This window comes from Bifidobacterium sp. M0353 (genome assembly GCF_016100645.1).
Lineage (GTDB): Bacteria > Actinomycetota > Actinomycetes > Actinomycetales > Bifidobacteriaceae > Bombiscardovia > Bombiscardovia choladohabitans.
The window spans coordinates 152,959-179,500 of sequence record NZ_JACFSB010000002.1 but is presented as its reverse complement, the minus strand read 5'-3'; the positions used below and the strand labels follow the sequence as shown (position 1 = coordinate 179,500).

Below are 26,542 nucleotides of genomic sequence, written 5' to 3'. Positions count from 1 at the left end.
CGTTAATATTCAACGTTGTATATTGGTCATACAGACCAGTACCTCTGTCTTCGTGATAGGAACACATGATGAGCGCATACCACAATCCCCTGGTACTCCAGCGGGCCGATCCCTGGGTCATCAAGCACAGGGACCTCTACTATTTCACCGCCTCCTACCCGGCCTACGACAGGATCATCCTGCGCGCCGCCGCCAGGCTGGACGACCTGCAGGCCGCCCCTGAGCGCACCATCTGGCGCAAGCACGAGTCCGGTCCCATGAGCAGGTACATCTGGGCGCCCGAACTCCACCGGATCAATGGGGCCTGGTACATCTACTTTGCGGCTGCAGAGGAGGACTTCGGCTCTGCCGATTTGCCCACCCACCGCATGTACGTACTGGAGAATACCGGCGAAGACCCCATGGATGGCGAGTGGACCGAGAAGGGGCAGATCCATACCCCAATCGATTCCTTCTCCCTGGATGCCACCACAACGGTGATCGGGGGCAGTCAGTACCTGATCTGGGCCCAGAAGGATCCGGCCATCGAGGGCAATTCCAATCTCTACATCGCCCGTATGGCCGATCCCTGGACGCTGTCCACCGATCCTGTCCTGCTCTCCAAACCCGAATATGACTGGGAATGCATCGATTTCAAGGTCAACGAGGGGCCGGCCGTTCTGCTTCACCAGGGCATGATCTACCTGACCTACTCAGCCTCGGGCACCGGGGTCCCCTACGCAGTGGGCATGCTGACCGCCCGTGAGGATGCCGACCTGCTGGATCCGGCCTCCTGGACCAAGAGCGATCATCCCGTCTTCAAAACGGCTGAGGAGAACCACCAGTATGGGCCCGGCCACAATTGCTTCACGGTCAGCGAGGACGGCAGCCAGGACCTGATGATCTACCATGCCCGCAACTACACGCATATCGAAGGGGACCCACTCTTCGATCCCAACCGCCATGCCAGGGTGGGACTGGTCACCTGGACCGACCATGGCCCGGACTTCGGACGGCCTCTGCCTGACGATCGGTGGACCCCGACGAGCCGCCAGATCCTGCCTCCCGATGGCAGTCATTGAGGGCATTGCCGGGCCATGCCCGACACGCTTGTACATCGTTGGAGAAGCGAGTATTATATAATTTGCAACGTTAGAAAGATGTCGGTTTACAAAGGCGTGGGCTACGTTCACGTATCTGGGAGCGTGACCAGGCGATGCAAGCCATTGGACCAGATGGGCAGGACATGGTTGTTCCGGTCGTCATCGGTTCCTTTGTAACCGTTGCTTGATGTCGAAAGGACAGAGACAATGAAGGCAATCAGAAAGGCTGCGGTAGCCGCAATCGCGCTCGCCACGCTCAGCACCGTGGGGCTCTCGGCCTGCGGTTCCGGCAGTGGTGGCAAGGATGCCAAGGGCAAGGACGGCGTCACCAACATCGTCATGTGGCACGGATTCTCCGAGGCCGATGGCAAGACTCTGAAGAAGATCGTCGAGAACTTCAACAAGTCGCAGAAGAAGTACCACATCGACGCCCAGCTGCAGCCCTGGAGCACCATCGGCGAGACCATGGTCACCAAGGTCACCTCGGGCGACGGCCCCGACTTCGTCACCACCGGCGCCGACAACGGCCAGGGTTGGTCCATCGACGGCACCTTCCAGTGCGTGCAGGACTTCTATGACGATCCCTCCAACGAGACCAAGAACTACCTGCCCAACGTGACCAAGCAGACCGAGTTCACCATTGATGGCAAGAAGCAGCAGTGCGCGGTCCCCATGGGCTACGCGCCCACCACCGTCTGGTACAACACCGATATGTGGAAGGCTGCCGGTCTGACCGATCAGGACTATCCCAAGACATGGGACCAGCTCCTGGATGTGGCCAAGAAGCTGACCAAGGGTGACGGTTCCCAGTACGGCATGGCCCTGTCCGACTCCGGATGGGCGGCCTTCATGAAGGGCAACGGCACCGGTCTTTACGACACCAAGGGCAAGGTCACCATCAACTCCGAGCAGAACAAGGCCTTCCTGCAGAAGATGCGCGAGTTCTACAAGGGCGGTTACTCCAAGACCGGCATGGATGACACCGCTGCACGCGAGTCCTTCGAGTCCGGCCAGTCCGCCATGGTCATCGTCGGCCCCTGGGAGGACCAGGCAGCCACCGACAAGGGCATCAATCACGATCTGTTCCCCGTGCCCAACGGAGACGGCACCTATGTCTACCCCGACGGCAGGAAGGGCTCCAACACCGGTTCAACCGGCCTGTATTGGTGGGTCACCTCGCAGGTCAAGGACGAGGCCAAGAAGAAGGGCATCTACGCCTTCTTCAAGTACTACAACAACCATGACAATCAGGTCATGTGGTCCCTGGGCTCCGCCTATCCGCCGAACAACAAGACCGTGACCACCGAAGAGCTCTCCAAGCGCCCCCTGATCGCCAAGGTCTCCGAGAACACGGACAACTCCTACATCGGCATCGCCGGCCTCAAGGGCGGCTTCGGGGATATCTCGGCCACCCTGGATTCGGTGACCCAGAACACCGCCCGTACCGACGATGACATTTCCGCCTCGCTGTCCAAAGCCTCCAACAAGATCCAGAAGTATCTGGACGAGTACAAGGCTGAGGACTGATTGACCATCCACCCCTGAGGAGCCGGTCTGGCGGCCAGTAGTGCCGCCGGCCGGTCCCCTCATGGCTGACCGTCGCCCGGGCCCGGTGTCCGGGCGGCACTTTGGAGTACTTATGTCCACTACCACTGGGATCCCACCCGCGCAGGGCGCCGACGCGGTCATCAAGGACAACAAGAAAACCCTTTCAAGGCGCAATATCCGGATCGGGCTGAGCTTTATAGCCCCGGCCCTGATCGTCCTGTCGGTCTTCGTCTTTTACCCGACCATCAAGACCTTCTTCACCTCGCTGACTACAGACCGCATCAACCGCAAGGGCATCTTCGTCGGTCTGCACAACTATGCCGAGCTTTTCACGAACGCGGACTTCTGGACCGACTTCCGCAACACGGTCATCTACGCGGTCGCCTACGCGCCGCTGGTGGTCATCGTGGCCCTGGCTTTCGCTCTGTTGCTCAACCGCAAGGACATCAAGGGGGTCGGTTTCTTCCGCACCTGCCTGTTCATGCCCTACATCATCTCGCTGACTGTGGCCTCCATAGCCTGGAGCTTCATCCTCTCGCCCTCCCTGGGTCTTATACCTTACTGGGGCAAGGTGCTCTTCGGCATCCAGCACATGGATCTGCTGGGAACCAAGTCCACGGCCTTGGCCACCATCATCTTCATCACCGTCTGGAAGAACTTCGGCTATTTCATGGTCATCTTCCTGGCCGGTCTGCAGGGGATCAACCCGGACCTGTACGAGGCGGCCTCCCTGGATGGGGCCAACGCCTGGCAGCGCTTCCTGCACATCACCCTGCCCGGTCTGCTGCCCACCTTCAACTACGTGGTCATCTTCGGACTGATCGGATCCTTCCAGGTCTTCGACCAGGTCTTCATCCTGACCTCCGGAGGCCCCGACCGCGCCACGGAGACCATCGTCTACCGTATCTACACCGAGGCCTTCGGCAACGGCAAGATGGGCTATGCATCGGCCCTGTCCTATGTCCTGCTGATCATGACGCTGATCATCGGCGTCATCCAGCTGGTCTGGAACAACAAGCATGAGAAGGAGGAAATCGGATGAGCCAGTCGACTCCTACCGCAATCGAGCACGATAAGCTGCTCAGGAGGGCCCATGCCAGGCACATGGTGGCCAGGGTCCTGACCTACTTCCTGCTGATCCTGATGACGGTGATCATCATCTTCCCCTTGTTGATTGTGCTGATCACCTCCTTCACGCCCAACAAGCTGACCCAGACCTGGCCGCCCAAGGTGATTCCCTCCTCATTCACCCTGGACAACTACACCTCGCTCTTCCAGCGGATGCCCATCGGCAAGCAGCTGATGAACACAGTGATCTTCGCCGGGGCCGTGACGGTCTTCTCGGTCTTCTTCGACTCCCTGGCCGCCTACGGGCTCTCCAGGATCGACTTCAAGGGGCGCGGCTTCCTGCTGGGAATCCTGATCGCCACCATGATGATCCCTGGCATGGCCCTGCTGATCCCGGTCTACAAGCTGCTGGCAAGCATGGGTCTGGTCAACTCCTACTGGGGCATCATCATCCCCAGGCTGGCTGATGTGGGCGGCATCTTCCTGCTGCGGCAGTTCTTCATCTCCCTGCCCAAGGATCTGGACAACGCGGCCCGCATCGACGGTGCCGGTGAGTTCCGCATCTTCTGGCAGATCATCCTGCCCAACGCCAAGTCCGCGGTGCTGGTGGTGACCATGTTCAACTTCATGGGTAACTGGAACGACCTGCTCTGGCCATTGATCATGACCAGCCGCCCGGAGACCAGGACCATCACCGCCGGTCTGGCCATGCTGACCGGCCATGGCTCATCGGTCACGCCTTACGGCGTGGTCATGGCAGGCGCCCTGATCTCGGCGCTGCCTCTGCTGATCGTCTTCTTCTTCATTCAGAAGAGCTTCGTGCAGGGCATCGCCATGACGGGCATCAAGTGAGCGACGAGGCAGACATCATCGGCACCAGGTACAGGGCCCGTTGAGGGATGGGTCGCTGTGCTTGATGCCTAAGGGGCCGACGGGGGATGACCACCCTCCGTCGGCCCCTTGTTTGTTCCGAATCTAGACTGGGCTGGTGAGCGTCGTGGACGGGGAGGTCAGGCATGGATGAGCGTCAGGATGATCAGTATGGGCTGAGCTCCGACCAGGAGGATGCCCTGGGGGTTCTGGCATCGGCGGATCCCCACGCCGGTCAGTCCAAGTGGACCATCTTCAGGCAATTGCCGCCGGCCAAGCGTTGGCCCTACTTCGCCCAGCACTTCCTTCCGGGTATTCTGACCGCTGGTCTGGTACTGGCCCTTCTGGTCAGCCTGGTCGTCACCAGACTGACCAGGCCGCCGGACCCGCTTATTTCAGTCCAGGGCTTCAACATGAGCGCCCAGGAGGAGGGGTTCGACCGGCTCAAACAGGGATTCATGCGCGACCGGGGAATCAAGGATGGTCGGCTGGTCGACATGGAGGCGACCCTGACCCTGAATGGCCAGGGATACGACGATTCGGCCAAGGCCCTGACCCAGGTCACTGCGGGTCAGATCAACATGGTGATCGCCCCCACAGACCTCTTTCCGACCCTGTGTGAGCGCGGGCTGGTGGCTAAGCCCTCGCAAGGATTGAAGGACGGCGACCTGCGGCGATTGGCTGGCCAGGGCGTTCTGGTGGATTCCAGGGGCCGGCAGGTATCGAATCCGTCCCATGCCATGGGTCTGGATCTCTCCCGATCATCACGCTGGAGGCAGGTGCCCGGGCTACCCGATCATGCCATCCTGGGGCTGAGCAACGTAGCCGACACCGTATCCTACATCCGGGCCTTCGTCGACTACATGGACTTCGGCTGAGTCGGCGAGTATCCATGTCATGTACCTGCATGGGATGGAGAGGGGATTGCCGTTACGCCCATGTGGGCACGACTGACAGGCACGAACTCACGCATGCCCGAACCTGCCGAGAAGCCGTTCAGCGGGTCAGGGTCCGCTTCAAAACCCGATACTCGCTCTGAGTGATGGGCATGATGGAGCCGTGGCGCTTGGTCAACCGACCGAAGTCCATGTCCGTGACCAAGGCCCAGTCCTGTTGCCGCCTGGATGACAAATCCGCCGAGCGGAAGGGCAGGTAGCCCCGGCCCTCCGCGAACTGGTCGCAGATCAGGCCGAAGGGCATGTTCCGTCCGTCAGGTCCAGCGGCATCGGCCTCGTTGTAGAGGAAGAGCTCGGGGCCCTCCAGATAGCGTGAGGAGTAGCGTCCCTGGCCGAAGATGTCGGTCAGGTTGGACAGATATGACCAGGCCTGATCGTCGTCCGTGCGCACCAGTTCATGGGTGACCGCATAGGGGTTGTGCGTGCGTTCCAGGGTGATCTGGTCATCCTTGGAGGCCCGGTACCACCAGCCGTCGGGCGCCTTGAGCATGGTCGTGTCGATGATCCCGTCGCTGCGGTCGATCCACTTGACCGGGCGGGAGAAGGTGATCAGATCGGTGCTGGTGGCGTAGTACATGTTGATGCCGTCTCCCAGCTCGTTGGCCAGATCGGCTGCGGCCGGGTCCTCAGCGCTGTCGGCGGCAGCCGTGGCCCAGAAGACTATCCATTGCTTCCTGTCGGCATCCCAGCAGGCCTCCGGTGCCCAGGCCATGCCGGCCCTGGGAATGGCCGAGGCCACATCAACCAGGCGGGGCCTGCCCCAGTGGGCCAGGTCAGGTGAATCCCAGATGACCAGGCTGGTGGAACCGTTCACGGTGGCCTTGCCCTCCTGCCAGCCGCCCCTGTGGTAGACGGACAGATCAGTGGCGATGATGTGGAAGAGGCCGTCTGGTCCTCGGACGACATAGGGGTCGCGCACGCCGCCCTCGCCCTCGTCCCAGGTCAGCACTGGGTCACCTTGGGCGCGTAGGTCATGCCAGTGCAGACCATCCCGGCTGAGGGCGAAGTAGAGCTGTTCGTCCGTCTCAGCCTGTTCATGGCCCGTGAAGTGGACGAAGAGGTAGGCGCTGGTCGCTTCGAACGAGGGTTGCCAATCCGTAGACATGTTCCACCTTTCCTGCTGACGGCAACCGTACCGCGGCTGCGGGGGGCCGGCGGATGGGCGGCGGGTGCCCCTTCGCCCTTCCGTTTCAGCCGTTCCAGGGCCGTCATGGGCGATTCTAGCTGCCAGCGTTCCCTTTGTCGGCGCCGCCCGTCCGAGCAGGTCGCGGTTTGGGTCGCACGGGACCCTAGACTGTGGACCATGAGCAAGCATCACCGCAACCGCAGCTGGGCACCAGACCCTGAGCCGCTGCCTGAAGGCATTGGTGTCATTGACGATCACACCCACATGGCCTCTGTGGTCCCTTTCGCCCAGGAGATGGACCGGCAGGCCAGGGAGCGTGGGCAGGATCCGGTCCCCGTCCGCACGGTCGACCAGCAGTTGGAAAGGGCCCGGGCTGTGGGCGTGATAGGGGCCATCGACGTGGGCTGCGAGCTGCCACACCTGCAGACGGCTGTGGACCTGGCCCTGGCCCATCCCGGGGTGGTCCACGCGGCCTTGGCCATCCACCCCAATGAGGCAGTCCTTCACGGCCATCGGGGTGTGCCGGGACCGGACGGCCTGCCACTGAAATATCAGCCCTGGCATGAGGTCACCTTCGAGCAGGCGCTTGAGGAGGTCGCCCGCCTGGCCCGCGCGTATCCCGACCAGGTGGTGGCCATCGGGGAGACGGGCATGGACCTCTTCCGAACCGGCCAGGGGGCCGAAGAGATTCAGCGACAGGCCTTCCGTGATCACATCGCCCTGGCCAAGGAGCTGGACCTGCCCATGCAGATCCATGACCGCGACGCCCACCGCCAGGTCATTGAGACCCTGCTGGAAGACGGCGCTCCCGAACGTACGATATTCCACTCCTATTCGGGGGATGCACAGATGGCCCAGGTGGCTGCCGAGCATGGCTGGTATTTGAGTTTCTCGGGGACGGTCTCCTATAAGGGCAACGAGGGAATCCGCCTGGCCCTGTCCGTGGTCGGCATAGACCACATCATGGTGGAGACTGATGCACCCTACCTGAGTCCCATGCCCTACCGGGGACGCACCAACTCCCCCTACATGATTCCCTACACCCTGCGTGCCATGGCCGATGCCTTGGACTGCCCCCTGGAACAGGTGGCCAAAGCGACGGCAGCCACCACGCGCCGGGTTTACGGCCTGTGAGGGATGCTGGACGGACGGTGCCGGACCGGGATTAAGCTAATGGTGTGTCGCGGTCTGAATCGCCCCTGCCAAGTGTGGGGGGAGAGTGCTACGGTTGTCGTCGCACGTGTGCGCAAACAGCAACATACGGCACCCGGAAGTAGATGAGTGAAGGCATTGGCCGATGGAGGGCTCTATGGCGGATGAGCGGCATGAGTTGGCGGCTCAGGATGATGGCAGGGGCGCTGACGAACCACCCCGGTTATCCGGTGAAAAAGCGGCGAAGCCGACGGCAGCCTCTCGTAAGGGTCGGCTGACGAAAGAATCGATACTTCCTCCGGAGAGCTTTACCAAGGCTCCCAAGATCTCAGCCAAGTCCCGCACGCGCGAGGAGGAGAACGAGCTCAAGCGGGTCCGGCGCGAAGCCCAGAGGGCGGCCCAGCGTCGCCGTACCCCGCCGAAGGGCCCTCTGGGCCGCTGGTGGCGGCGGGTGCAGTCCTCGCCGGACAGAATCAGCCTGGGCATGTGCATCGTGGCCCTGGGCGTGGTCTACGGCGACATCGGCACCTCGCCCCTGTACACCATGCAGGCCTTCGTGGCCGGGCAGGGCGGCATGGCCCGCGTGGACAGGGCGGCCGTGCTTGGCATGCTCTCCCTGGTCTTCTGGTCCATCACGCTGATCACCACGGTCAAATACGTGCTGGTGGCCATGCGCATCGACAACAAGGGCGAGGGTGGCATCTTTGCCCTGTACACCCTGGTCCGGCACTACGGCAAATGGCTGGCCATCCCTGCCATGGTCGGCGGCGCAGCCTTCCTGGCTGACTCGGTGCTGACCCCCGCGGTCTCCATATCCTCGGCAGTGGAAGGCCTCAAGACCATCCCCGTCCTGACTCCGATCTTCCGTGAAAACGGAAATCTGACCATGGTCATCACCTTCGTGATCATCCTGATCCTGTTTGCGGTCCAGTCGCGCGGAACCGAGCGGATCGGCAAGGTCTTCGGCAGCGTGGTCATGGTCTGGTTCGCCTTCCTGGCCCTGATCGGCATCTACTGCATCGGCAACGACTGGTCTATCTTCGAGGCCCTGAATCCGGTCTACGGGATCCGCTTCCTCTTCAGTCCGCAGAACCCGGTGGGCCTGACCATCATGGGCACGGTCTTCCTGTCGACCACGGGAGCCGAGGCTCTTTATTCCGACATGGGCCACGTAGGCCGCGGCAACATCTACGCCACCTGGCCCTTCATCAACGTCGCCCTGGTCTTCAATTACTTCGGCCAGGGGGCCTGGATCCTGCGCAACAGCGACAATAAGGCCCTGCAGGGTGTGGACGGGCTCAACCCCTTCTTCCAGATGATGCCCACCACCGTGCGTTACGTGGCGGTCCTCCTGTCGGTGACGGCCGGTGTCATCGCCTCGCAGGCCCTCATCACGGGCGCCTTCACCATGGTCTCGGAGGCCACCGGACTCAACTGGATGCCCCACCTGCAGGTGCGCTACCCGGCGCGTACCCGCGGCCAGCTCTACATCCCCACCATCAACTGGGTCCTGTGCGTGGCCACGCTGACTGTGCTGGCCATCTTCAAGGATTCCGAACATATCTCGGCCGCCTACGGACTGGCCCTGACGGTGACCATGATCACCACAACCGTCCTGCTGGCCGACTACATCTGGCACGACGGCAAGAGGGCGCTCTCCCTGCTCTTCGCCCTGGTCTTCCTGGCCATCCAGATTCTCTTCTTCATGGCCTCCATGGCCAAGTTCATGCACGGTGGCTGGTTCACCATGCTGCTGACCGCGGCCATCCTCTACATCATGTACACCTGGGACGTGGGCACCAAGGTGGAGCGCTCGCAGCGGCGGCATATGACGGCCAAGGAGTGCCTGCCCGCCTTGGAGATGCTCCACAACGACTTCCGCGTCCCCTACTATGCGGACAACCTGGTCTATCTGACCTCGGACGCGGAGATGCGGCGGCTGGACACCGACATCTTCTTCTCCATCTTCGCCAACCGACCCAAGCGGGCCCGGGCCTGGTGGGCCGTCTCGGTCCAGACCACGGACGCCCCCTACACCCGCAAGTACTCGGTGGAGAACTTCGGCACCAACTATCTCTTCCGCGTGCGCATGAGGCTGGGCTTCAAGGTGGACCAGAATGTGGCCACCTACCTGCACCAGATCATGCACGAGCTGATCGATAGCGGCGAGCTGCCCAAGCAGCCCTCCATCTACCCCAAGGTGGACGAGGACCCACAGATCGGTACCGTCACCTATGTGCTGGTCCACAAGGCCCTGATGCCCGAGTCCAAGATCGACTCCCGCGGCGCCTTCTCGTTGAAGGTCAAGTACGCCATCCGCAAGGTGGCGGGCTCGCCGATCAAGTGGTTCGGCCTGGCTCCCTACAACCCCATCGTGGAGGTGCAGCCCCTGTTCGTCTCCACGCGGGCGGTTCCCAAGCTGACGCGCGTGGTCCTGCCATCCCGCAAGATCAAGGGCGGCAAGCATCACAAGGGCTGAGTGAGTGGAATCTCACCCTATCCAGCCTGGCCCAAATCGGGTCCGGGCCATAGAATTGACGGCATGGAACCTGGTGCCCGGCCTTTCCGGGCTACCGTCGAAAGGTGATGTGATGACACAAGCTCAAGCCAATATCGGAGTCGTGGGTCTGGCCGCCATGGGTGCCAGCCTGTCCAGGAACCTGGCACGGCACGGCAATACCGTAGCGGTCTACAACCGCCACTATTCGCGTACCGAGACCCTGATCCACGATCATGGCCAGGAGGGCCACTTCGTTCCGGCCAAGACCCTGCAGGAGTTCGTGGCCTCGCTGACCAAGCCCCGCACGGCCATCATCATGGTCAAGGCCGGGGATCCCACCGACCAGATGATCAATGATCTGGCCGACCTCATGGAGCCGGGTGACATCATCGTGGATGCCGGCAACGCCTACTTCAAGGACACCATCCGCCGTGAAAAGGCCATTAGGGCCCGTGGGCTGCACTTCGTGGGCTGTGGCGTCTCAGGCGGTGAGCAGGGCGCCCTCTTGGGACCCTCCATGATGCCCGGTGGGACCGATGAGTCCTGGAAGACCCTGGGGCCCATCCTGGAGTCCATCGCGGCCAAGGTCGATGGTGAACCCTGCGTCACCCACATCGGCACCGATGGGGCGGGCCACTTCGTCAAGATGGTCCACAACGGCATTGAGTATGCCGATATGCAAGTGATCGCCGAGTCCTATGACCTGATGCGCCGGGGCCTGGGCATGGAGCCCGAGGCCATCGCACAGGTCTTCGAGGAGTGGAACCAGGGGGATCTGAACTCCTACCTGGTGCAGATCACCGCCGAGGTGCTCCATCACACCGATGCCACCACAGGCAAGCCCTTCATCGACATCGTCACCGACCAGGCCGGCATGAAGGGCACCGGTACCTGGACCGTGCAGACCGCACTGGACCTTGCCGTGCCCGTGACCGGCATCGGCGAGGCCGTCTTCGCCCGGGGACTCTCCTCTTCGCCTGAGCTGCGCAGCCAGGCGGCCCAGGAGGGTCTGAAGGGTCCGCAGCCCAAGGCCGTCATGGCTGATCTGGCTGCCGACCCCGAGGCCCGCAAGTCCTTCATCGAGGATATCCGCCAGGCTCTCTACGCCTCCAAGATCGTGGCCTATGCCCAGGGATTCAACGAGATGCAGGAGGGCGCCCGGGTCTATGGTTGGAAGCTGGACATGGGTGCCATCGCCCGCATCTGGCGTGGCGGCTGCATCATCCGGGCCAAGTTCCTGAACCGGATCTCCGATGCCTACGCCTCCGGCCGTGAGCCGGGCTCCCTGCTCTTCGACCCCTTCTTCAAGCAGGCGGTCGAGCAGGCCCAGGACTCCTGGCGGCGTGTTGTGGCCCGTGCCACCCAGGCCGGCATCCCCATCCCCGTCTTCGCCAGCTCCCTGTCCTACTACGACGGGCTGCGTTCCGATAGGCTCCCTGCCGCCCTGATCCAGGGCCAGCGCGACCTCTTCGGTGCCCACACCTATGGGCGCGTGGATCAGCCAGGCGCCTTCCACACCCTTTGGGCCGAGGACAAGTCCGAGATCAAGCAGGACTGAGCTTCTCGCCGGAACCGCAAGGGTCCGCACAGCCGCTGAAACGGCTGCGCGGACCCTTTTGTCATCCTGTCAGCGGATCCTGGCTGTGGATTCCCGGACCACCAGCCGGCAGTCGGCAGTCGTCCGGGTGGGAGGACGATTATCGTCCTCGCCCTGCAGACGGGCCAGGAGGGCATCCACCGCCTTGCGGGCCAGGTCCTCCTTGTCGGTGCTGATGGTGGTCAGCGAAGGGATATAGGACTCTCCCTCCTGGATGCCGTCGAATCCCACAACGGCCAAGTCCCGGGGAACCTCCACGCCGCATTCGTGCAGTCCTCGGATCAGGCCCAGGGCCAGGGAGTCGGTCATGCAGAAGATGCCGTCAAAGGGCAGGTCGGACGTGTCGGCCAGATGATGGCCCAGGTCGCGGGCCATCTCCCCGTCCCAGCGCTCCAGGGACAGAAAGTCCTTAGATTGGGCCTTGATTCCGGCGGCTTTCAGGGTCTTCAGGCAGCCGGCCACCCTGCGGCCACGGACCGAGTGCCGTTGGACCGGATCGGTGCTGTCCGCCATGTCGGCACCCACCACGCCTATCCGTCGGCATCCGCAGTCCAACAGGTGCCGCACGGCCATGGTGGCTCCCTCGAATCCGGCCGTCATGACCGAATCGAAGACCGGCTCGGCTGAGGGGTCGTCCAGCAGGACCAGAGGCTTGCCATCGGCCAGCTCCTGCATCTCCTCATTGGTGATGCTGCCTGGGCTGAAGATGGTGCCGTCGCAGAGTTGGCTGGTCACATGCCGGAGGATGGAGACCTCGTCCTGTTTGGAGTTGGAGGTCTGCTGGATGATGGCCTGCATGCCGTGGGCGTTGATCTGCCGGGAGATGGCCGCACTCATCTGCGCGGGGTAGGGCTTGTCCAGCTCGAAGATGGCCACGCCGATGATGCCGCTCTTGCCTGAGCGCAGGCTTCTGGCTGACAGATTGGCCGAGTAGCGGAGCTTGCGGGCGGCAAGCAGGACTCTGCGCCTGGTGTCATCCGCTATGCGTCTATCGCCTCGAAGGGCATAGGAGGCAGTGGCCCGAGAGACCTGCGCCTCCTTGGCCACGTCGCTCATCGTCACCATCTCGCACCTTTCCCGGGGTTCAGTCATCATCTTAGGCGCGCGTGTGGTCCTGTCAGCATGTAATTGACACGATTCAACCAACGTGCTATACCATATTGTGACAGCAGTTGAATCGTGTCAATTCCCGGGTTTCGACGTTGAACAGCCCGGACGGATGTTCAGAGGATTGATTGCAAGGAGGAGTCATGAAGCTGAAGCGAGCATGGAAGGGCATAGCTGCGGCGTTGGGGGTCGGCGTGTTGGTGTCGGCCATGGGTGCCTGCGGGGCTGGTGGCGCTGACGGGTCCAAGACCACGCTGACCTTCCTGTCATGGAACAACGAACAGGTCATGAGGCCATACATCGACCAATTCGAGCAACAGAACCCGGGGATCAAGGTGGACTTCAGCTACTCGCCGCCGACCCCCGAGTACATCCAGACCCTGCAGACCCGACTGGTCGGCAACCAGGCCCCGGATGTGTTCATCATCACCTCCGAGAACAAGGCCGACCTGATCAAGAACGGCTACGTGCGGGACCTGACCAACGAGCCCTTCATGCGCAACATCTCCCAGGCCAACAAGGACTTCGTCAGTCATGAGGGCAAGGTCTACGGTATGTCCGTGTCCTCCTGGGCCTCCGGCATCGTCTACAACAAGGACCTGCTGGCCAAGGCTGGCGCCAAGGAGGTTCCGGAGACCTGGGACGGGTTCCTGCAGCTGTGCAAGAAGCTCAAGGCCGCCGGGGTCACGCCCTTCCTGGAGTCCACCGCCGATGGCCCCAGCAGGATTCCCGATGCCTTCATGGGCTCGCAGTTCGACAGGGACAAGGTCGATGTGACAAGTCTGATCGACCGTCGCCCTCAAAAGCCCGGCAGCGACCAACGCGAGGCGGCTGCGGCCTGGATGAAGCTGTACGACCAGGGTCTGGTCACCCGGGACACGGTCGGCATCAGCGGCGACGACATGAAGACCCAGTTCATCAATGGCCAGGTGGCCATGATCTGCACCGGCCCCTGGGACCTGCCATCCATCGCCCAGGCCGGGCTCAAGTATGGCATGGCCCCCATGCCGCTCATGGAGAAGGGCATGGTCAATTACGCCCAGGGATCGCCATCGCCTGCCTACGCCATCTACTCCCACCTCAAGGGCGACAAGCTCAAGGCGGCCCGGAAGTTCCTGACCTTCATGGACAGCCACTGGGCCCTGCAGCGTTCGGCCGACAACGGGGATGCCATCACCGTCCAGGGGTTCAAGGCCAAGGTCAAGCCCGAGTACGAGCAGGTCTACCGGGCCAACGTGCAGCCAGGCCACTACTTCCTGCTCATGAACTTCTATGCCAAGCCTGATGTGCTGACCACGGTCCGCCAGTCCGAGACCCAGCAGCTGGTGCAGGGGTCCATCAATCTGGATCAGTGGGCCAAGGCCATCGACGACAAGATGGCCTCGGTCAAGTAGGAAGGGCTGGATCATGGCTTCCCAATCCTCGGCAGAACGTGCCAACGCCCATCGGCGGCGCATGGTCGGCCTGCGGCAGGATCTGACCTCTTTCTGGTTCCTCCTGCCCATCCTGGCCGTCTTCGTCATCCTCTTCGCGGTGCCGCTGGTGCAGACCATCATCTACTCGGTGACCGACTTCAACGGCTACAGCCTGAACATGCACTATGTGGGCTGGAAGAACTATCACAGCGTGTTCACCGATTCCTCGACCATGCAGGGTCTGGTGTTCACCATCCTGTATGCCGTGGCCCAGACGGTTCTGGTGACCATCTTCGCCATCCCCCTGGCCGTCACCCTGAACCGGAAGTTCTGGGGCCGCAACTTCGCCCGTTCCCTGTTCTTCTTCTTCAGCGTGCCTTCGCTGGCCATCATGGGCATGGTTTGGAAGTACATCTTCTCGCCCATGAAGTCAGGCGTCTTCAACACCATCCTGGGTGTCTTCGGCCTGGGACCGGTGCCCTGGCTGTCCAATTCGACCCTGGCCCGGTGCTGTGTCATCTTCATCGCGGTCTGGGCGCAGATCGGCTGGCATGCCACACTCTACCTGGCCTTCCTGCAGTCCATTCCCGGAGACCTCTATGAGCAGGCCACGGTGGACGGGGCCACCAGCCGCCAGCAGTTCGTCCACATCACCCTGCCCCAGCTGATCCCAGGCATCGTCACCTCCAGCTTCCTGCTCATGTCGGGAGGCCTCAAGGTCTACGACCTGCCCTACACCATGACCAAGGGCGGTCCCGGGTACTCCACCTATACGGTGACCCAGTCCATCATTCAGCAGGGCATCGGCCAGTCCCAGTACGGGCTGGGCTCGGCCCTGGCGGTCCTGTTCACCGTGGCCACGGCCCTGGTGGTTTTCGCTCAGATGGGCGCCGCCAGCCTGATTTCCAGGAGGTTCCAATGAGCAGCAGCAAGAGCTCGACCCTGACTCTGAGCCAGCGGGAACGGCGGCGTTCGGTGGTCAGGAGCGTGGTGGTCCTGATCATCGCCCTGATCTGCGCCGTACCCCTCTGGTACATCCTGATCAACACCTTCAAGACCGTGCCCGATATGGCCACCAATCCGCTGGGCCTGCCCAAGCAGTGGACGCTGCGCAACTACACGCGGGCCTTCGCCACGGTGCCCATCGTCCGCAGCCTGGTCAACACGCTGATCGTCACTTTCTTCGGCGTGCTCTTCCAGGTGCTGATCGGAGCCCTGGCCGCCTACGGGATGATCCTGCGCAAGTCGATTTTCACCTCGGTCATCGGGGTGATCCTCATGATCGCCTTCGTCATTCCCACCCAGTCCACCCTGATTCCCCTCTACCGGATGGAGTCCAGCGTGGGGCTGGTCAACACGCTCCTGGGTCTGATCATCATGTACCTGGGCGGGGCGGTCTTCTGCTACTTCCTGATCGTGGGATACATGCAGTCCCTGCCCTTCGAGGTCATCGAGGCCGCCAGAATCGACGGTGCCGGCCCCTTGAGGATCTTCTGGAGCATCGTCCTGCCCCTGATCAGGCCCATCCTGACCACGGTGGTGGTCTTCCAGACCATGTCGACCTGGAACGACTTCATGACGGCCAACGTCTTCATCAGCAGCTCCAACCTGCGCACCATCGTTCTGCAGGTCTACAACGCAGTCGGCCAGTTCACCACTGATTGGCCCAGCTTCATGACCATTACGGTCCTGGCCCTGATACCGGTCTTCGTCTTCTTCATCTTCTGTCAGAAGTGGATCGTCTCCGGGCTGGTTGCCGGCGCGGTCAAGGGATAAGGCGGCCAGTCGGAAGGTCGTAGTCAATGGCGGCGGTCGGAGGTTCCGGCCGCCACATTCATGAAGGATCGGAGTCACAGTCCATGGAGGAATTCGCAAACGCACATCAAGGGTCGGAGGGGACGGGATTGGCGAGCAACCCCCTGCATCGCTACTGCGCGGACCCGGATCTGGTCATGGTCGGGGACCGCTGGTACCTCTACTGCACCGAGGATGGTCTGCCCGGATGGTCCTCGCATGCCTTCTACGTCTATGAATCCGGGGACCTGTGCCACTGGACCCGTAGAAAAGTCCTGGACCTGGACCAGGTGCCCTGGTGGCATGGGGGACAGGGTGCCTGGGCTCCCTGCCTGTTGGTGCGCCGGGGACGCTGCATCCTGTATTTTGTGGCCGACGGGCAGATCGGCCAGGCCGTCGCTCCTGGGCCAGCCGGTCCCTTCCGGGCGGCCCAGGAGCCATTCATCGCCCGGGGGGACTACGACTGCCTGCCCATCGATCCCTCGGTCTTTGTGGATGACGATGATGTGCCCTATCTGCTCTGGGGCAATGGCCGTGCCTACATGGCGCGACTGAGTCCGGACGGCCTGCGTCTGGAAGATGGCTCAGTGCGCTCCGCCGTGCCTGACAACTTCCGCGAGGCCGTCACCATCTGCCGACGTGGGGACACCTACTATGCCTCCTGGTCGGAGAACGATACCAGGGATCCGAGCTACCGGATCCGCTGGTCCAGTGCGCCATCGCTGGATGGGCCTTGGAGCGCGCCCCAGATTCTGATAAAGGCCGATCATGCCAAGGGGATTCTGGCCACTGGGCACCACTGCATCACCCGTGTGCCGGGCCGGGACGACTGGATTGTGGCCTACCACAGATTCGCCAGGGACGGCCAGGGTGACGGTTGCCATCGCGAAATCGTCTTTGCACCCCTGGACTTCACTGATGACGGCGCCCTGGTCCAGGTCCGTCCGCAGGTGGGATCCTACTGGTATCCGGCCCGGAATCCGGTCACTCCCTGACGATGGGGTGGCCGCCGAAGGCGCTGCGCAGGGCGGAGACCACCTTCATGGTCATGGGGTCCTCGATCTTGGAGGACTGGCGGGCGTAGAGGGCCGAGGTGATGGCCGGTGTGGGTACTCCCAGTTCCAGGGCATCCGCAATCATCCACTTGGTCTCGCCGGTCTCATCGGCTTTGCCGGCGATTCCGCTCAGGTGCGGGTCCTCCTTCAGAGCCTGGGCCAGCAGGTCCAGCAGCCAGGACTGGATGACCGAGCCCTTGCGCCAGGACTCCACCACTTCGCCCGGCTCCTTGATCAGGTCGGAGGCCTCCAGGACCGCATACCCCTCGGCCAGGGCCTGCATCATTCCGTACTCGATGCCGTTGTGGACCATCTTGGCATAGTGGCCTGCACCGGTGCCTCCTGCGTGGACCAGACCATAGTCGCCCTCGGGCTTCAGGGTGTCCATAACGGGCTGGATCCGGGCCACGTCCTGGTCCGATCCGCCGACCATCAGGGCATAGCCCTTCTCTTTGCCCCAGATGCCGTTGGAGGTGCCCACGTCCACCAGGCCTATGCCCTTGGCGGCCAAGGCTTGGGCGTGCTCCTGGTCCTGGGTGAAGCGGGTGTTGCCCCCATCCACGACCAGGTCGCCGCGCTCCATCAGCTCGCCCAACTGATCAAGAGTGGACTCGATGGGCTTGCCGGCCGGGACCATGACCCAGATTACCCGGGGGGCCTCCAGGGCCTGGACCAGGGCCCCAAGGCTGTCCACATCCCTGCCCGAGTCCGGCGCGATGTCGTAGCCGACCACCTGGTGGCCGCCGGTGCGCAGGCGGTCCGCCATGTTCTTGCCCATGCGTCCCAGGCCGATCATGCCAATCTTCATAGTGTCAGTTCCTCTCCATTGACTGCAACAGTGTGAAGTTGACCGCGATGGTTGGTGCTCGGCCGCGGTCGGGCCGATTTGTCGGTGCTACTTGCGGGCTGCCTGTCGGGCGCGCTCGGCCTGGACCTGGGCGGTGTGCGCCTTGACGTCGCACTGCAGGCCCAGGGTGTCGATGACCTCTTCGGCCTCGATCTCAGGAGACATGCGCAGACCCACGTCGATGGTCAAATGAACCTCGTCCGGTCCCAGGGGCTCCAGGTCATCGAACTGGGAGCGCAGCATCTGCGGCTTCATGAAGTGGCCCTTCCGCTTGGAGAGCCGTTCCATGATGGAGTCGTAGTCCCCGCTCAGGTGAATGAAGACCACGCCCGGCATCCGCAGCCGGTCACGATAGATCCGCTTCAGGGCCGAGCAGGTGACGGTCCCAGGCACCCCACGGCGTATGTGGTCCTCAATCCATTCATGGATGCTGTCCAGCCAGGGCCATCGGTCCTGGTCGTTCAGGGGAATGCCACGGGCCATCTTGTCGATGTTGGCCTGGGGGTGGAAGTCGTCGGCCTCGGCCATGTCCCAACCCAGCTTGTTGCCCAGGTGCTCGTTCATGGTGGTCTTGCCGCAGCCGGCGACCCCCATGATGACCAGAACAGGGGTGCGGCCTTGGAAGTAATCCGGGGGAACCGTGTTGTCCACTGCTGAGGGCACCTGGGGTTCCGGGTGGTCTTCTGCGCTCAGCGCGTCGGAATTCTTCAACGATGTGTCGACCATGTGCAACCTTTCTGAAAAGTGATCCGACAATGATGCTCAGGCGGTGATGGGCACAAAGATGCTGGCGATCATGACCAGGACCAGGACCACTACCGACAGCAGGCATTCCAGAACCGACCAGGTCTTCAGGGTCTCGCCGACACTGAGGCCGAAGTACTCCTTGATCAGCCAGAAGCCCGCGTCGTTGAGGTGGGAGAGGAATATGGACCCGGCGCCGATGGCGATGACCAGCAGGGTGGTGGCCGTGGAGCCTGCATGCATCATGGTCATGGCGTTGGTGAGGATGCCGGCCGTGGTCAGGATGGAGACGGTGGCCGAGCCTGTGGCGATGCGCACGAAGACGGCGATGACCCAGCCCAGCAGGAAGATGGAGATGTTGGAGTGCTCGACAAAGGTACCGATGATCTTGCCGATGCCGGTGGAGACCAGAACACCCTTGAAGCCGCCGCCTGCGCCCACGATCAGCAGGATGCCTGCCACAGCGGGCAGCGAGGCTCCCAGGGAGTCATTGACGGTCTTCCAGGAGATGCCCGAGGCGGCCTTGAGGACCAGCATGGAGACGATCAGCGCTATGGCCAGGGCCATGACCGGGTTGCCGATGAAGTTTATGGTCTGTGCCAGGCCGTCCGTGCGATTCTTGAACCCCGGAACAGCGATTTCGAAGATGGAGGTCAGCAGCATGAGGACTGCCGGCAGCAGGATGCAGCAGACCGAGAGGCCGAAGGAGGGCAGCCGGGTCTCCTCTTTGCCCGCCTGCTCGCTCTTGGCCACAAAGTCGGCCGGTGCCTGGATGGGCACCCAGCGGGAGGCCAGCCGGGAGAAGGCCGGGCCCACGACGACCAGGGTGATCAGGGCGAAGGGGATGCCGAACATCATGGTCAGGCCCACGTTGCCGGTCTGCTTGAACTGGCTCAGGGCGGCCAGGGGACCGGGGTGGGGAGGCACACAGGCGTGCATGATGGACAGGCCTGCCAGGGTGGGGATGGCCACCCGCATCAGGGGGAGCTTGGTGCGGCGGGCCACCAGAATGATGACCGGGACCAGAATGACCAGGCCGACCTCGAAGAACATGGGCAGGCCGATCAGGGCGCCGATCAGGGCCATGATCCAGGGGATGGTGGCGGGCTTGGACTTGGCCACCAGGGTGTTGACCACCTGGTCGGTGGCTCCGGTGTCCATGAGAACCTTGCCGATCATGGCTCCCAGACCGATCAGAATGCCCACGGAGCCCATGGTGGAGCCGAATTCGCCGGTAAAGCTGGTCAGGGTGGCCACGGGACCGTAGCCGGAACCGATGCCGACCACCAGGGCGGCACCCAGCAGGGAGACAAAGGGATGAAGTTTGACGACAGTGACCAGGAAAATGAGCACCGCCAGGCTGAGCACCAGGCTGATGCCCAGTTGGGTGGTGTTCAGGGAAACGGCCTGACTCGCCGCCAGGGTCAGGTACCCGTCGGCTGTCGGCTGCGACGCTAAAAGCATGGCTGCCTCTTCTCTGAGGATGCGAACCGTCCGGCCTGATCAGCTTTCCGGCTCTTATTTTTGCATTACTTAATATCGACAGCGTGATATTAAGTATGCCTTAACAGACAATATCTTACACGAACCTGGGACGGATTGGAAGATGGCATGCTGAGGGCAGGATTGAGTCTCGAATTGTTTGCAGAATCGTCTGATCGCTCTGGGCACGGGCCCGGTTGCTAGAGTGGAATTCGTGGAAAGCGCGAGCAAGCCTGATGACGAAACGGCTACAGAAGGCACCCTGCATGACCGGCTGCTGGACCAGTGGGGGGCGGCCATCGTCGACGGCACCATCGCACCGGGTGACAGGCTGCCCGCCCCGGACCTGGATAGCCAGAGGCCTTCGCGCACAGTGACCCGGGAGGTCACCAGGGTTCTTGAGGCCATGGGTCTGGTCACTGTCAAACGCAAGGTCGGTGCCACGGTCAACCCCTGCCGGCTCTGGAATATCTATGACCCTCGGGTGATCGAGTGGAGGCTGCGCGGACCTGACCGGGGGCGGACCCTGCATGAGCTGTCCGAGCTCAGGGCATGCGTGGAGCCCATGGCTGCCCAGCTGGCGGCCAGCCACGCTGATCATGATCAATGGGCGAAGCTGACGCGGGCCGCTATAGACATGGTGGCCAACGCTGACCGAGCCGACGGGCCGGACTATCTTCAGGCTGACGAAACCTTCCATCGAACCCTGCTTGAGGCATCGGGCAACGCCATGTTCGCGGCGCTGGGCGATGTGATTGCCTCAGTGCTGTCTGGGCGGACCCGGCATGAGCTTATGCCCAGGAGGGCCGACGAGAAGGCTCTGCGGCTGCACGGCGACGTGGCTGCCCTGATACGTCGGGGCGACGCAGAGGGGGCAAGGCATGCCATGGATTGGATCGTCGACGAATCCGATCGGGCTGTCGAACAAATGACACGAAAGGACTCAGAAGACTCCGCTCGCGCTACGGATAGGGAATCTTCGGAGTCCCCAGGTCTGTAGAGGCTCTTGGCGCAGAGGGTTCAGCTCAGTTTCGAGGCGGCATCAGCGTCCAGGAGCCAGAGGGTCTCCAGGGTGCCCCTGGCATACGAGGAGGGGACATGGGGATCGTCCGTGGTTCCCAGGGCGGCAGCCACGGCCGAGGCCTTCTCTGCAGTTGAGGTGAAGAGCCAGACCTTGGGGGTCCGGCGGATGAATGGCGTGGTCATGGTGACCCTGAGCGGGGGCAGTTTGGGGGAATTACTGACACCCGTCACCAGCAGAGCGTCGTCCTGCAACCTGACCTCGGGGCGGTCGGGGAAGAGGGAGGCATAGTGACCGTCGGGGCCTACGCCAAAGACGGCCAGATCCATCCGGCCCTCAGGCCCCAGCTGGTCGATGATCTCCTGTTGATACGCGGCTGCCGCCTGGGTCAGAGCCCGTTCGTTCTCCTCCTGGTCGGCGGCCTCAACCTGGGCTGGGCTGCGGGTATCCACGGGCATGGAATGCACGTTGGCCTGCGGCAGCAGCCCCTGGTCGATCAGCCCGCCGAACCAGGCCCGTCGTGCCTGCTCGTCGTTGCGGTCCGGGTCTTCCAGGCCCACGAACCGCTCATCGCTCCACCAGAGGTGGACCCGACTCCAGTCCACGCTCTGGCTCAGGGGATCAGCGCCCATCAGGGCATAGACATCCGCCGCGTCCCGCCCGCCGGTCAGCGCCAGGTCGGCCCGATCCTGACGGGCCAGGAGGTCTCCCAGCTCCAGCAGGATGCGGGCTGCTGTAGCCTGGTTGAGCAACTTGGTTGTGGCATAGGTCACGGTACGACGATCGGTCATCTGATCCTCCTTGCATGCAGGTGATGCTGGCCTCAGCCTACACCCGGGCATTTGCATTGAATTGAGTCGCTGCGGGGCGCCTACTGGTGGTCGACCATTCCCCAGCCGGTGTGGATGACCTCCTGATAGACCTCGTCAGGATCCAACCGACCCAGTTCCTCGCTCATGCAGTCCACAGCAGTGCGTAGGGGCATGGAGATGGTCTGTGGGGCTTGGTCGGGCTGGTTGATCCGGGCCTGGTCGTCGTGATGACGCTCCATGCTCATGATCCCGTCCGGGCGTTCGAAGTAGACGCCGGTGACGGCCTGGGCCTTCGGGTCACGCTCGACAGAGACCGGCACCTGCAATTTCAGGGCCAGCCACGAGGCCAGCAGCTCCAATGGCAGGTAGTGGGCCTGGCCGGTCACCTTGACTGAACGGATGGGCAGGTGGGGCGGCTGCTGCACCATGGAGGTCAGCAGTGCTCGCCAGATGGTGATCCTGGTCCAGGACAGGTCCACGTCCTGATCGCGCGAATGGGCCAGCAGCCCGGCGAAGGTGGCCTGGCGATCGTCGGAATCCATTGCATCGGTGATTCTGCTGGCGGCCATGGTCCCGATGGGATCCTGCGAGGGATCCAGGGGCGGATTGGTGGGCCACCAGACCACCAGAGGGGCATCCGGCACCAGGAGGGGGATGACCAGAGCATCGGAATGGTCCAGCAGAGCCGCCACTGGTCGCAGGACCACCACCTCGCCGGCACCGGCATCCGAGCCGAACCGGATTTCGGCATCCAGTGTGCGGTCACCGTCATGGTCGGTGTCCTTGTAGGAGACGCAGTCTTCGTAGGACTGTGCCGTAGCGGTCCGCTGGTCCGTCTCCTGTCCGGGCTGATGGTCTTCGGCATTGGTCACTATGGCGATGACCCGGCAGGGGTGTTCGCGACTTGCGGCGTTTACGGTCTCCAGAGCCGTCTCCAGATGGGCCTGTTCGGTGACGATGACCAGGGTCAGCACTCGCCCCTGGGCGGCCTCCCCGCGTTCGACGTGGAGTTCGTCGATCTCCCGGGCGATGGCGGAGGTGGTGGTGTTGTTCAGTCTGACGATCATGGCATCCTCCAGTGGTATCCGTCGCGGGCCAGCATCAGATCAGCCTCCCGCGGACCCCAGGTACCGGCACGGTAGGGCTGGGGCTGGCCCTGTCCTGCCCAGAACTCCTCGATGGGGTCCAGGATTTTCCAGGAGAGATTGACCTCTTCGGTGGTGGGGAAGAGGGGCGGGTCTCCCAGGAGCACGTCCAGGATCAGCCGCTCGTAGGCCTCGGGAGAGGCCTCGGTGAAGGAACGCCCGTAGGAGAAGTCCATGTTGACGTCACGCACCTCCATGGCCGATCCGGGGGTCTTGGCCCCGAAGCGCAGGGTCACACCCTCGTCGGGCTGTACGCGGATGACCACCGCGTTGGCGCCCAGTTCCCGGGTGGCCGTGGCCTCGAAGGGCAGGTGGGGGGCACGCTTGAAGACGATGGCGATCTCGCTGACCCGCTTGCCCAGGCGCTTGCCCGTGCGCAGGTAGAAGGGGACGCCGGCCCAGCGGCGGGTGTCCACATCCAGCCTGATGGCCGCATAGGTCTCGGTGGCGGAGGAGGGGTCGATCCCGTCTTCATCCAGGTAACCGACCACATGCTGGGAGCCCTGCCAGCCTGCCGTGTACTGGCCCCGGGCGGTGTGGGCCGCCAGATCCTTGGGAAGGCGGACGGCGGAAAGAATCTTGGTCTTCTCAGCAGTCAAATCTGACGCCGAGAAGGAGACAGGCTCTTCCATGGCCGTCAGGGCCATCAGCTGCAGCAGGTGGTTCTGGATGACGTCCCGGGCTGCTCCGATTCCGTCGTAGTAGCCGGCCCTGCCGCCGATGCCCATGTCCTCGGCCATGGTGATCTGCACGTGGGAGACGTAGTTGGAGTTCCAGACCGGCTCGAACATCATGTTGGCAAAGCGCAGGGCCAGGATGTTCTGCACGGTCTCCTTGCCCAGGTAGTGGTCGATGCGGAAGACCGAATCCGGTTCGAAGACCTCGGAGACCACCCGGTCAAGTTCCTTGGCAGAGGCCAGGTCGTGACCGAAGGGCTTCTCGATGATGACGCGGCGCCAGGCCCCTTCAGTGGAGTGGGAGAGTCCCGACTCGGCCAGCTGACGGGCAACCTGGGGGAAGGCCTTGGGCGGCACCGACATGTAGAAGGCATGGTTGCCACGGGTGCCCCGGACCCGGTCCAGCTCCGAGACGGTGGCCGACAGGCGGCGGAAGGCCTCGGCATCGTCGAAGCTGCCCGTGACGAAGCGCATGCCCTGGCTCAGATGTCGCCAGGTGGACTCGTTGAAGGGTGTGCGGCAGTGGGCGCGGACGTTCTCCTCCGCAAAGGCGACGAACTTCTGGTCGCTCCAATCGCGCCGCCCGAAACCAATCAGCCCGAAGCTGGCTGGCAGCAATCCCCGGTTGGCCAGGTCATAGACGGCCGGCAAGAGCTTTTTCTTGGCCAGATCGCCGGTGACGCCGAAGATGACCAATGAGCTGGGTCCTGCGATGCGCGGCATGCGCAGATCGCGCGGGTCCAGCAGGGGGTTGTGCCAAGGCGCCTGTCGGCCGCCGTCCTCGTCGGGGGGAGCGGGCTGGTCGGCGGAGCGCACAAGTGGTGAAGTGTCCATAGTGCTCCTCGTGAAATACCGTGGCTCCCAGTCTACTGTCGGCAGTGGAAGGGCAGGGCTGATTATCCGCTGAAGTGTGCATAGCGTCGCAAAGGTCACATTTGCGGCAGGGTCCCTAGAATGGTCGGTATGATTCCCAATGTTCCCATGGCCGAGGCCCTGCATTGTCAGTACGCGCCCTCCCGAGCCGCCTATGAACTGATACACACCCACTGCCAGATCATCGCCGCCCTCGCGGTGCGTATGGCCGACCGGGTCAACGAACGCCTGCTGCGTGATGATGACCCTGACGCGATCCTGCCCGAGCGGCCCCTGAATCGTGACCTGGTACGCACAGGTGCCCTGCTGCACGACATCGGCACCTACCGGATCCTCAAGGATGACGGCTCCCAGGGCCGGCCGCTGACCTTCCAGGGCGAGCGGTACATCGAGCACGGCCTGGAGGGTTATCGTCTGCTGCTGCATGCCGGGGTGGACGAGTCGGTGGCCCAGTTCGCCCGCAACCACACCGGGGTGGGGCTGACCCGTCGCCAGGTGGAGGAGGAACATCTGAACCTGCCGCCGGACGACTACCTGCCGGTCAACCCTGAGCAGGAGGTGGTCATGTATGCGGACAAGTTCCACAGCAAGCATCAGCCGCCCATCTTCGTCTCCGAGCCCACCGCCGCCAAGCGCACAGCCAAGTATGGTCCCGACAACCTGGCCCGATGGAGGCAACTGGTGGCCCGGTACGGGGTGCCGGACCTGCAGCCCCTGGCCAAGCACTATGGCATGACCATCGTCTGATCCTGCCGGACCGGCCCCCAGGAACTGCGGAAGCGACCGCCGAATTCGCGCAGCATCCACGGGTCTGGTCGATAGGGGTTGACTGGATCGGTCCGGCAGGCCGCAACGGCTTTCAGGAAAGAGGCCATGCCCTGTGGTCCGTAAGCGTAAGGGGCTGCGCACCAGACCGGGTTTCCCTCCAGGACGAGAGGCCGATCCGACCCACGGAGGAAGGCCAGATCCACGCTGATTGGGGCAGGAGATCGACCCTTGGCTGCCTGGAGGGCGCAGTCTTCGGCGATTCTTCGATGTCTTGGATCGAAGACGGCACCGTCAAAGACCGTGGTGATGACCCTGGAGTCCTCGCCCTCATGCAGGCAGTATCCGCTGGAGGCCGCAATTCGATCCCTGTCGATGATGACCCGCCATTCCTCATGGATGTTGGGCAGGTGGGTCTGGATGCGAATCAACGATTGCGGAGGGGCTGTCCGTAGATTGCGTTGCAGGTCTTCAAGGGTTCGTCGGGCTGCAGGCAGGCCTGATACCCGGCCGGCGGCCAGCTGCGACCAGGGGCGCTGCCCCAGGCCCGATGGCAGTCGGCGCCAGGCCAGGATGGTTGCGGCCGTCACGGTCAGAATCCTGCGTCCGGTCAGGGACTGGTCCAGCCCGTCCAGCCACATGGTCGGTGGTGCTGACAGGGCCCATGAGGGACGACCTTGGGATGCCAGCCAGGCGTTCTGGGCGATCAGCAACCCAGGGGTAATCCATATGGCCTCCCTGACGCCGACCTCCCGAACAGGTCCGAATCCATGGTGATGGTGCAGGATGATGCTTCGCTGCCGGCGTGGGTCCTTGCTGCACGAATCGATTTGTTCGGCCATGACCCGGGGAATCCACTCCTCATGGGTGATGACCGAACAGATTAGTGCAGTGCTGTCCATCCCC

Annotated in this window: 23 protein-coding genes; 14 read left to right on the top strand and 9 right to left on the bottom strand. The window is 63.0% G+C overall.

What is annotated here, in order from left to right:
• The first annotated feature begins 68 nt into the window (after window positions 1-68).
• The 5 genes from H3V04_RS06395 to H3V04_RS06375 all read left to right on the top strand — a co-directional run bounded on the left by H3V04_RS06395 (window position 69) and on the right by H3V04_RS06375 (window position 5,446).
• Entirely contained in the window at window positions 69-1,061 is a 993-nt protein-coding gene (locus H3V04_RS06395; protein ID WP_198188000.1) for a family 43 glycosylhydrolase, read from the top strand.
• A gap of 228 nt (window positions 1,062-1,289) precedes the next feature.
• Complete coding sequence (locus tag H3V04_RS06390; protein WP_045934945.1) at window positions 1,290-2,609, top strand: ABC transporter substrate-binding protein; 1,320 nt, start codon at window positions 1,290-1,292, stop codon at window positions 2,607-2,609.
• Between the two features lie 112 nt (window positions 2,610-2,721).
• Window positions 2,722-3,672: a carbohydrate ABC transporter permease gene (locus H3V04_RS06385; protein ID WP_045934946.1), complete on the top strand. Its 951-nt coding sequence runs from the start codon at window positions 2,722-2,724 to the stop codon at window positions 3,670-3,672.
• A complete protein-coding gene (locus tag H3V04_RS06380; protein ID WP_198176935.1) occupies window positions 3,669-4,550 on the top strand; it encodes a carbohydrate ABC transporter permease in 882 nt (293 codons plus the stop codon). The genes H3V04_RS06385 and H3V04_RS06380 overlap by 4 nt, the downstream gene beginning before the upstream one ends.
• A 164-nt stretch (window positions 4,551-4,714) precedes the next feature.
• Entirely contained in the window at window positions 4,715-5,446 is a 732-nt protein-coding gene (locus tag H3V04_RS06375; RefSeq protein ID WP_198187596.1) for a hypothetical protein, read from the top strand.
• 118 nt (window positions 5,447-5,564) lie between these two features.
• Here H3V04_RS06375 and H3V04_RS06370 read toward each other — a convergent pair whose 3' ends face one another.
• The gene (locus tag H3V04_RS06370) at window positions 5,565-6,629 is read right to left on the bottom strand and encodes a glycoside hydrolase family 43 protein (RefSeq protein WP_198187595.1); all 1,065 of its coding nucleotides are present in this window, start codon (window positions 6,627-6,629) and stop codon (window positions 5,565-5,567) included.
• A 198-nt stretch (window positions 6,630-6,827) separates the two neighbouring features.
• Between H3V04_RS06370 and H3V04_RS06365 the strand changes: the two genes are divergently transcribed.
• From H3V04_RS06365 to gndA, 3 genes are all read left to right on the top strand, one after another.
• Entirely contained in the window at window positions 6,828-7,784 is a 957-nt protein-coding gene (locus H3V04_RS06365) for a TatD family hydrolase (RefSeq protein ID WP_198187594.1), read from the top strand.
• Window positions 7,785-7,959: 175 nt separating this feature from the next.
• Window positions 7,960-10,281 carry a KUP/HAK/KT family potassium transporter gene (locus H3V04_RS06360; protein WP_198176931.1) on the top strand — a complete coding sequence of 774 codons (2,322 nt, stop codon included), beginning with the start codon at window positions 7,960-7,962 and terminating at the stop codon, window positions 10,279-10,281.
• A 112-nt stretch (window positions 10,282-10,393) separates the two neighbouring features.
• Window positions 10,394-11,860: an NADP-dependent phosphogluconate dehydrogenase gene (gndA, locus tag H3V04_RS06355; protein ID WP_198187593.1), complete on the top strand. Its 1,467-nt coding sequence runs from the start codon at window positions 10,394-10,396 to the stop codon at window positions 11,858-11,860.
• A 69-nt stretch (window positions 11,861-11,929) separates the two neighbouring features.
• Here gndA and H3V04_RS06350 read toward each other — a convergent pair whose 3' ends face one another.
• On the bottom strand, window positions 11,930-12,964 hold the full coding sequence (locus tag H3V04_RS06350) for a LacI family DNA-binding transcriptional regulator (RefSeq protein ID WP_198187592.1): 1,035 nt from the start codon (window positions 12,962-12,964) through the stop codon (window positions 11,930-11,932).
• 185 nt (window positions 12,965-13,149) lie between these two features.
• Here H3V04_RS06350 and H3V04_RS06345 point away from each other — a divergent pair, with 185 nt between their 5' ends.
• The 4 genes from H3V04_RS06345 (at window position 13,150) to H3V04_RS06330 (ending at window position 17,210) form a co-directional block, all read left to right on the top strand.
• On the top strand, window positions 13,150-14,400 hold the full coding sequence (locus tag H3V04_RS06345) for an ABC transporter substrate-binding protein (protein ID WP_198187591.1): 1,251 nt from the start codon (window positions 13,150-13,152) through the stop codon (window positions 14,398-14,400).
• Window positions 14,401-14,413: 13 nt separating this feature from the next.
• Window positions 14,414-15,343: a carbohydrate ABC transporter permease gene (locus H3V04_RS06340; protein ID WP_082069311.1), complete on the top strand. Its 930-nt coding sequence runs from the start codon at window positions 14,414-14,416 to the stop codon at window positions 15,341-15,343.
• On the top strand, window positions 15,340-16,197 hold the full coding sequence (locus H3V04_RS06335) for a carbohydrate ABC transporter permease (protein WP_029677600.1): 858 nt from the start codon (window positions 15,340-15,342) through the stop codon (window positions 16,195-16,197). The genes H3V04_RS06340 and H3V04_RS06335 overlap by 4 nt, the downstream gene beginning before the upstream one ends.
• Window positions 16,198-16,280: 83 nt before the next feature.
• Complete coding sequence (locus H3V04_RS06330; RefSeq protein ID WP_198187590.1) at window positions 16,281-17,210, top strand: family 43 glycosylhydrolase; 930 nt, start codon at window positions 16,281-16,283, stop codon at window positions 17,208-17,210.
• Here the strand turns inward: H3V04_RS06330 and gnd are convergent.
• From gnd to H3V04_RS06315, 3 genes are read right to left on the bottom strand one after another with little or no spacing between them, the layout of a single operon-like run.
• Window positions 17,200-18,156 carry a phosphogluconate dehydrogenase (NAD(+)-dependent, decarboxylating) gene (gene gnd, locus H3V04_RS06325; RefSeq protein ID WP_373564711.1) on the bottom strand — a complete coding sequence of 319 codons (957 nt, stop codon included), beginning with the start codon at window positions 18,154-18,156 and terminating at the stop codon, window positions 17,200-17,202. The two genes, H3V04_RS06330 and gnd, sit on opposite strands and share 11 nt — an antisense overlap.
• A 9-nt stretch (window positions 18,157-18,165) precedes the next feature.
• On the bottom strand, window positions 18,166-18,843 hold the full coding sequence (locus tag H3V04_RS06320) for a gluconokinase (protein ID WP_232342612.1): 678 nt from the start codon (window positions 18,841-18,843) through the stop codon (window positions 18,166-18,168).
• Window positions 18,844-18,879: 36 nt separating this feature from the next.
• Window positions 18,880-20,325, bottom strand: a complete 1,446-nt coding sequence (locus tag H3V04_RS06315; RefSeq protein WP_198187588.1) for a GntP family permease — start codon at window positions 20,323-20,325, stop codon at window positions 18,880-18,882.
• A 232-nt stretch (window positions 20,326-20,557) separates the two neighbouring features.
• Between H3V04_RS06315 and H3V04_RS10170 the strand changes: the two genes are divergently transcribed.
• Window positions 20,558-21,343, top strand: coding sequence for an FCD domain-containing protein (locus H3V04_RS10170; protein ID WP_198187587.1), 786 nt, complete (start codon window positions 20,558-20,560; stop codon window positions 21,341-21,343).
• A gap of 20 nt (window positions 21,344-21,363) precedes the next feature.
• Here the strand turns inward: H3V04_RS10170 and pgl are convergent, their stop codons facing one another.
• The 3 genes from pgl to zwf form a co-directional block, all read right to left on the bottom strand.
• Complete coding sequence (pgl, locus tag H3V04_RS06305) at window positions 21,364-22,155, bottom strand: 6-phosphogluconolactonase (RefSeq protein ID WP_198187586.1); 792 nt, start codon at window positions 22,153-22,155, stop codon at window positions 21,364-21,366.
• A gap of 80 nt (window positions 22,156-22,235) precedes the next feature.
• Window positions 22,236-23,243, bottom strand: coding sequence for a glucose-6-phosphate dehydrogenase assembly protein OpcA (locus tag H3V04_RS06300; protein WP_198187585.1), 1,008 nt, complete (start codon window positions 23,241-23,243; stop codon window positions 22,236-22,238).
• Window positions 23,240-24,721, bottom strand: coding sequence for a glucose-6-phosphate dehydrogenase (gene zwf / locus H3V04_RS06295; protein ID WP_232342638.1), 1,482 nt, complete (start codon window positions 24,719-24,721; stop codon window positions 23,240-23,242). Before zwf ends, H3V04_RS06300 begins: the two co-directional genes overlap by 4 nt.
• Window positions 24,722-24,952: 231 nt before the next feature.
• On the opposite strand from zwf, the gene H3V04_RS06290 reads away from it, so the two are divergent.
• Entirely contained in the window at window positions 24,953-25,618 is a 666-nt protein-coding gene (locus tag H3V04_RS06290; protein WP_198187584.1) for an HD domain-containing protein, read from the top strand.
• On the opposite strand, the gene H3V04_RS06285 is transcribed toward H3V04_RS06290, so the two are convergent.
• The gene (locus H3V04_RS06285) at window positions 25,597-26,538 is read right to left on the bottom strand and encodes a hypothetical protein (RefSeq protein WP_198187583.1); all 942 of its coding nucleotides are present in this window, start codon (window positions 26,536-26,538) and stop codon (window positions 25,597-25,599) included. The two genes, H3V04_RS06290 and H3V04_RS06285, sit on opposite strands and share 22 nt — an antisense overlap.
• Window positions 26,539-26,542 lie beyond the last annotated feature (4 nt).

Coding starts and splice junctions, on each gene's coding strand:
- H3V04_RS06360 (WP_198176931.1), top strand. CDS start 7,960: ATGGCGGATGAGCGGCATGAGTTGGCGGCTCAGGATGATGGCAGGGGC.
- H3V04_RS06380 (WP_198176935.1), top strand. CDS start 3,669: ATGAGCCAGTCGACTCCTACCGCAATCGAGCACGATAAGCTGCTCAGG.
- H3V04_RS06345 (WP_198187591.1), top strand. CDS start 13,150: ATGAAGCTGAAGCGAGCATGGAAGGGCATAGCTGCGGCGTTGGGGGTC.
- pgl (WP_198187586.1), bottom strand. CDS start 22,155: ATGACCGATCGTCGTACCGTGACCTATGCCACAACCAAGTTGCTCAAC.
- H3V04_RS06370 (WP_198187595.1), bottom strand. CDS start 6,629: ATGTCTACGGATTGGCAACCCTCGTTCGAAGCGACCAGCGCCTACCTC.
- H3V04_RS06385 (WP_045934946.1), top strand. CDS start 2,722: ATGTCCACTACCACTGGGATCCCACCCGCGCAGGGCGCCGACGCGGTC.
- H3V04_RS06375 (WP_198187596.1), top strand. CDS start 4,715: ATGGATGAGCGTCAGGATGATCAGTATGGGCTGAGCTCCGACCAGGAG.
- H3V04_RS06320 (WP_232342612.1), bottom strand. CDS start 18,843: ATGGTCGACACATCGTTGAAGAATTCCGACGCGCTGAGCGCAGAAGAC.
- zwf (WP_232342638.1), bottom strand. CDS start 24,721: ATGCCGCGCATCGCAGGACCCAGCTCATTGGTCATCTTCGGCGTCACC.
- H3V04_RS06395 (WP_198188000.1), top strand. CDS start 69: ATGAGCGCATACCACAATCCCCTGGTACTCCAGCGGGCCGATCCCTGG.
- H3V04_RS06300 (WP_198187585.1), bottom strand. CDS start 23,243: ATGATCGTCAGACTGAACAACACCACCACCTCCGCCATCGCCCGGGAG.
- H3V04_RS06330 (WP_198187590.1), top strand. CDS start 16,281: ATGGAGGAATTCGCAAACGCACATCAAGGGTCGGAGGGGACGGGATTG.
- H3V04_RS06390 (WP_045934945.1), top strand. CDS start 1,290: ATGAAGGCAATCAGAAAGGCTGCGGTAGCCGCAATCGCGCTCGCCACG.
- H3V04_RS06340 (WP_082069311.1), top strand. CDS start 14,414: ATGGCTTCCCAATCCTCGGCAGAACGTGCCAACGCCCATCGGCGGCGC.
- H3V04_RS06290 (WP_198187584.1), top strand. CDS start 24,953: ATGGTCGGTATGATTCCCAATGTTCCCATGGCCGAGGCCCTGCATTGT.
- H3V04_RS06365 (WP_198187594.1), top strand. CDS start 6,828: ATGAGCAAGCATCACCGCAACCGCAGCTGGGCACCAGACCCTGAGCCG.
- gndA (WP_198187593.1), top strand. CDS start 10,394: ATGACACAAGCTCAAGCCAATATCGGAGTCGTGGGTCTGGCCGCCATG.
- H3V04_RS06350 (WP_198187592.1), bottom strand. CDS start 12,964: ATGGTGACGATGAGCGACGTGGCCAAGGAGGCGCAGGTCTCTCGGGCC.
- H3V04_RS06285 (WP_198187583.1), bottom strand. CDS start 26,538: ATGGACAGCACTGCACTAATCTGTTCGGTCATCACCCATGAGGAGTGG.
- H3V04_RS06335 (WP_029677600.1), top strand. CDS start 15,340: ATGAGCAGCAGCAAGAGCTCGACCCTGACTCTGAGCCAGCGGGAACGG.
- H3V04_RS06315 (WP_198187588.1), bottom strand. CDS start 20,325: ATGCTTTTAGCGTCGCAGCCGACAGCCGACGGGTACCTGACCCTGGCG.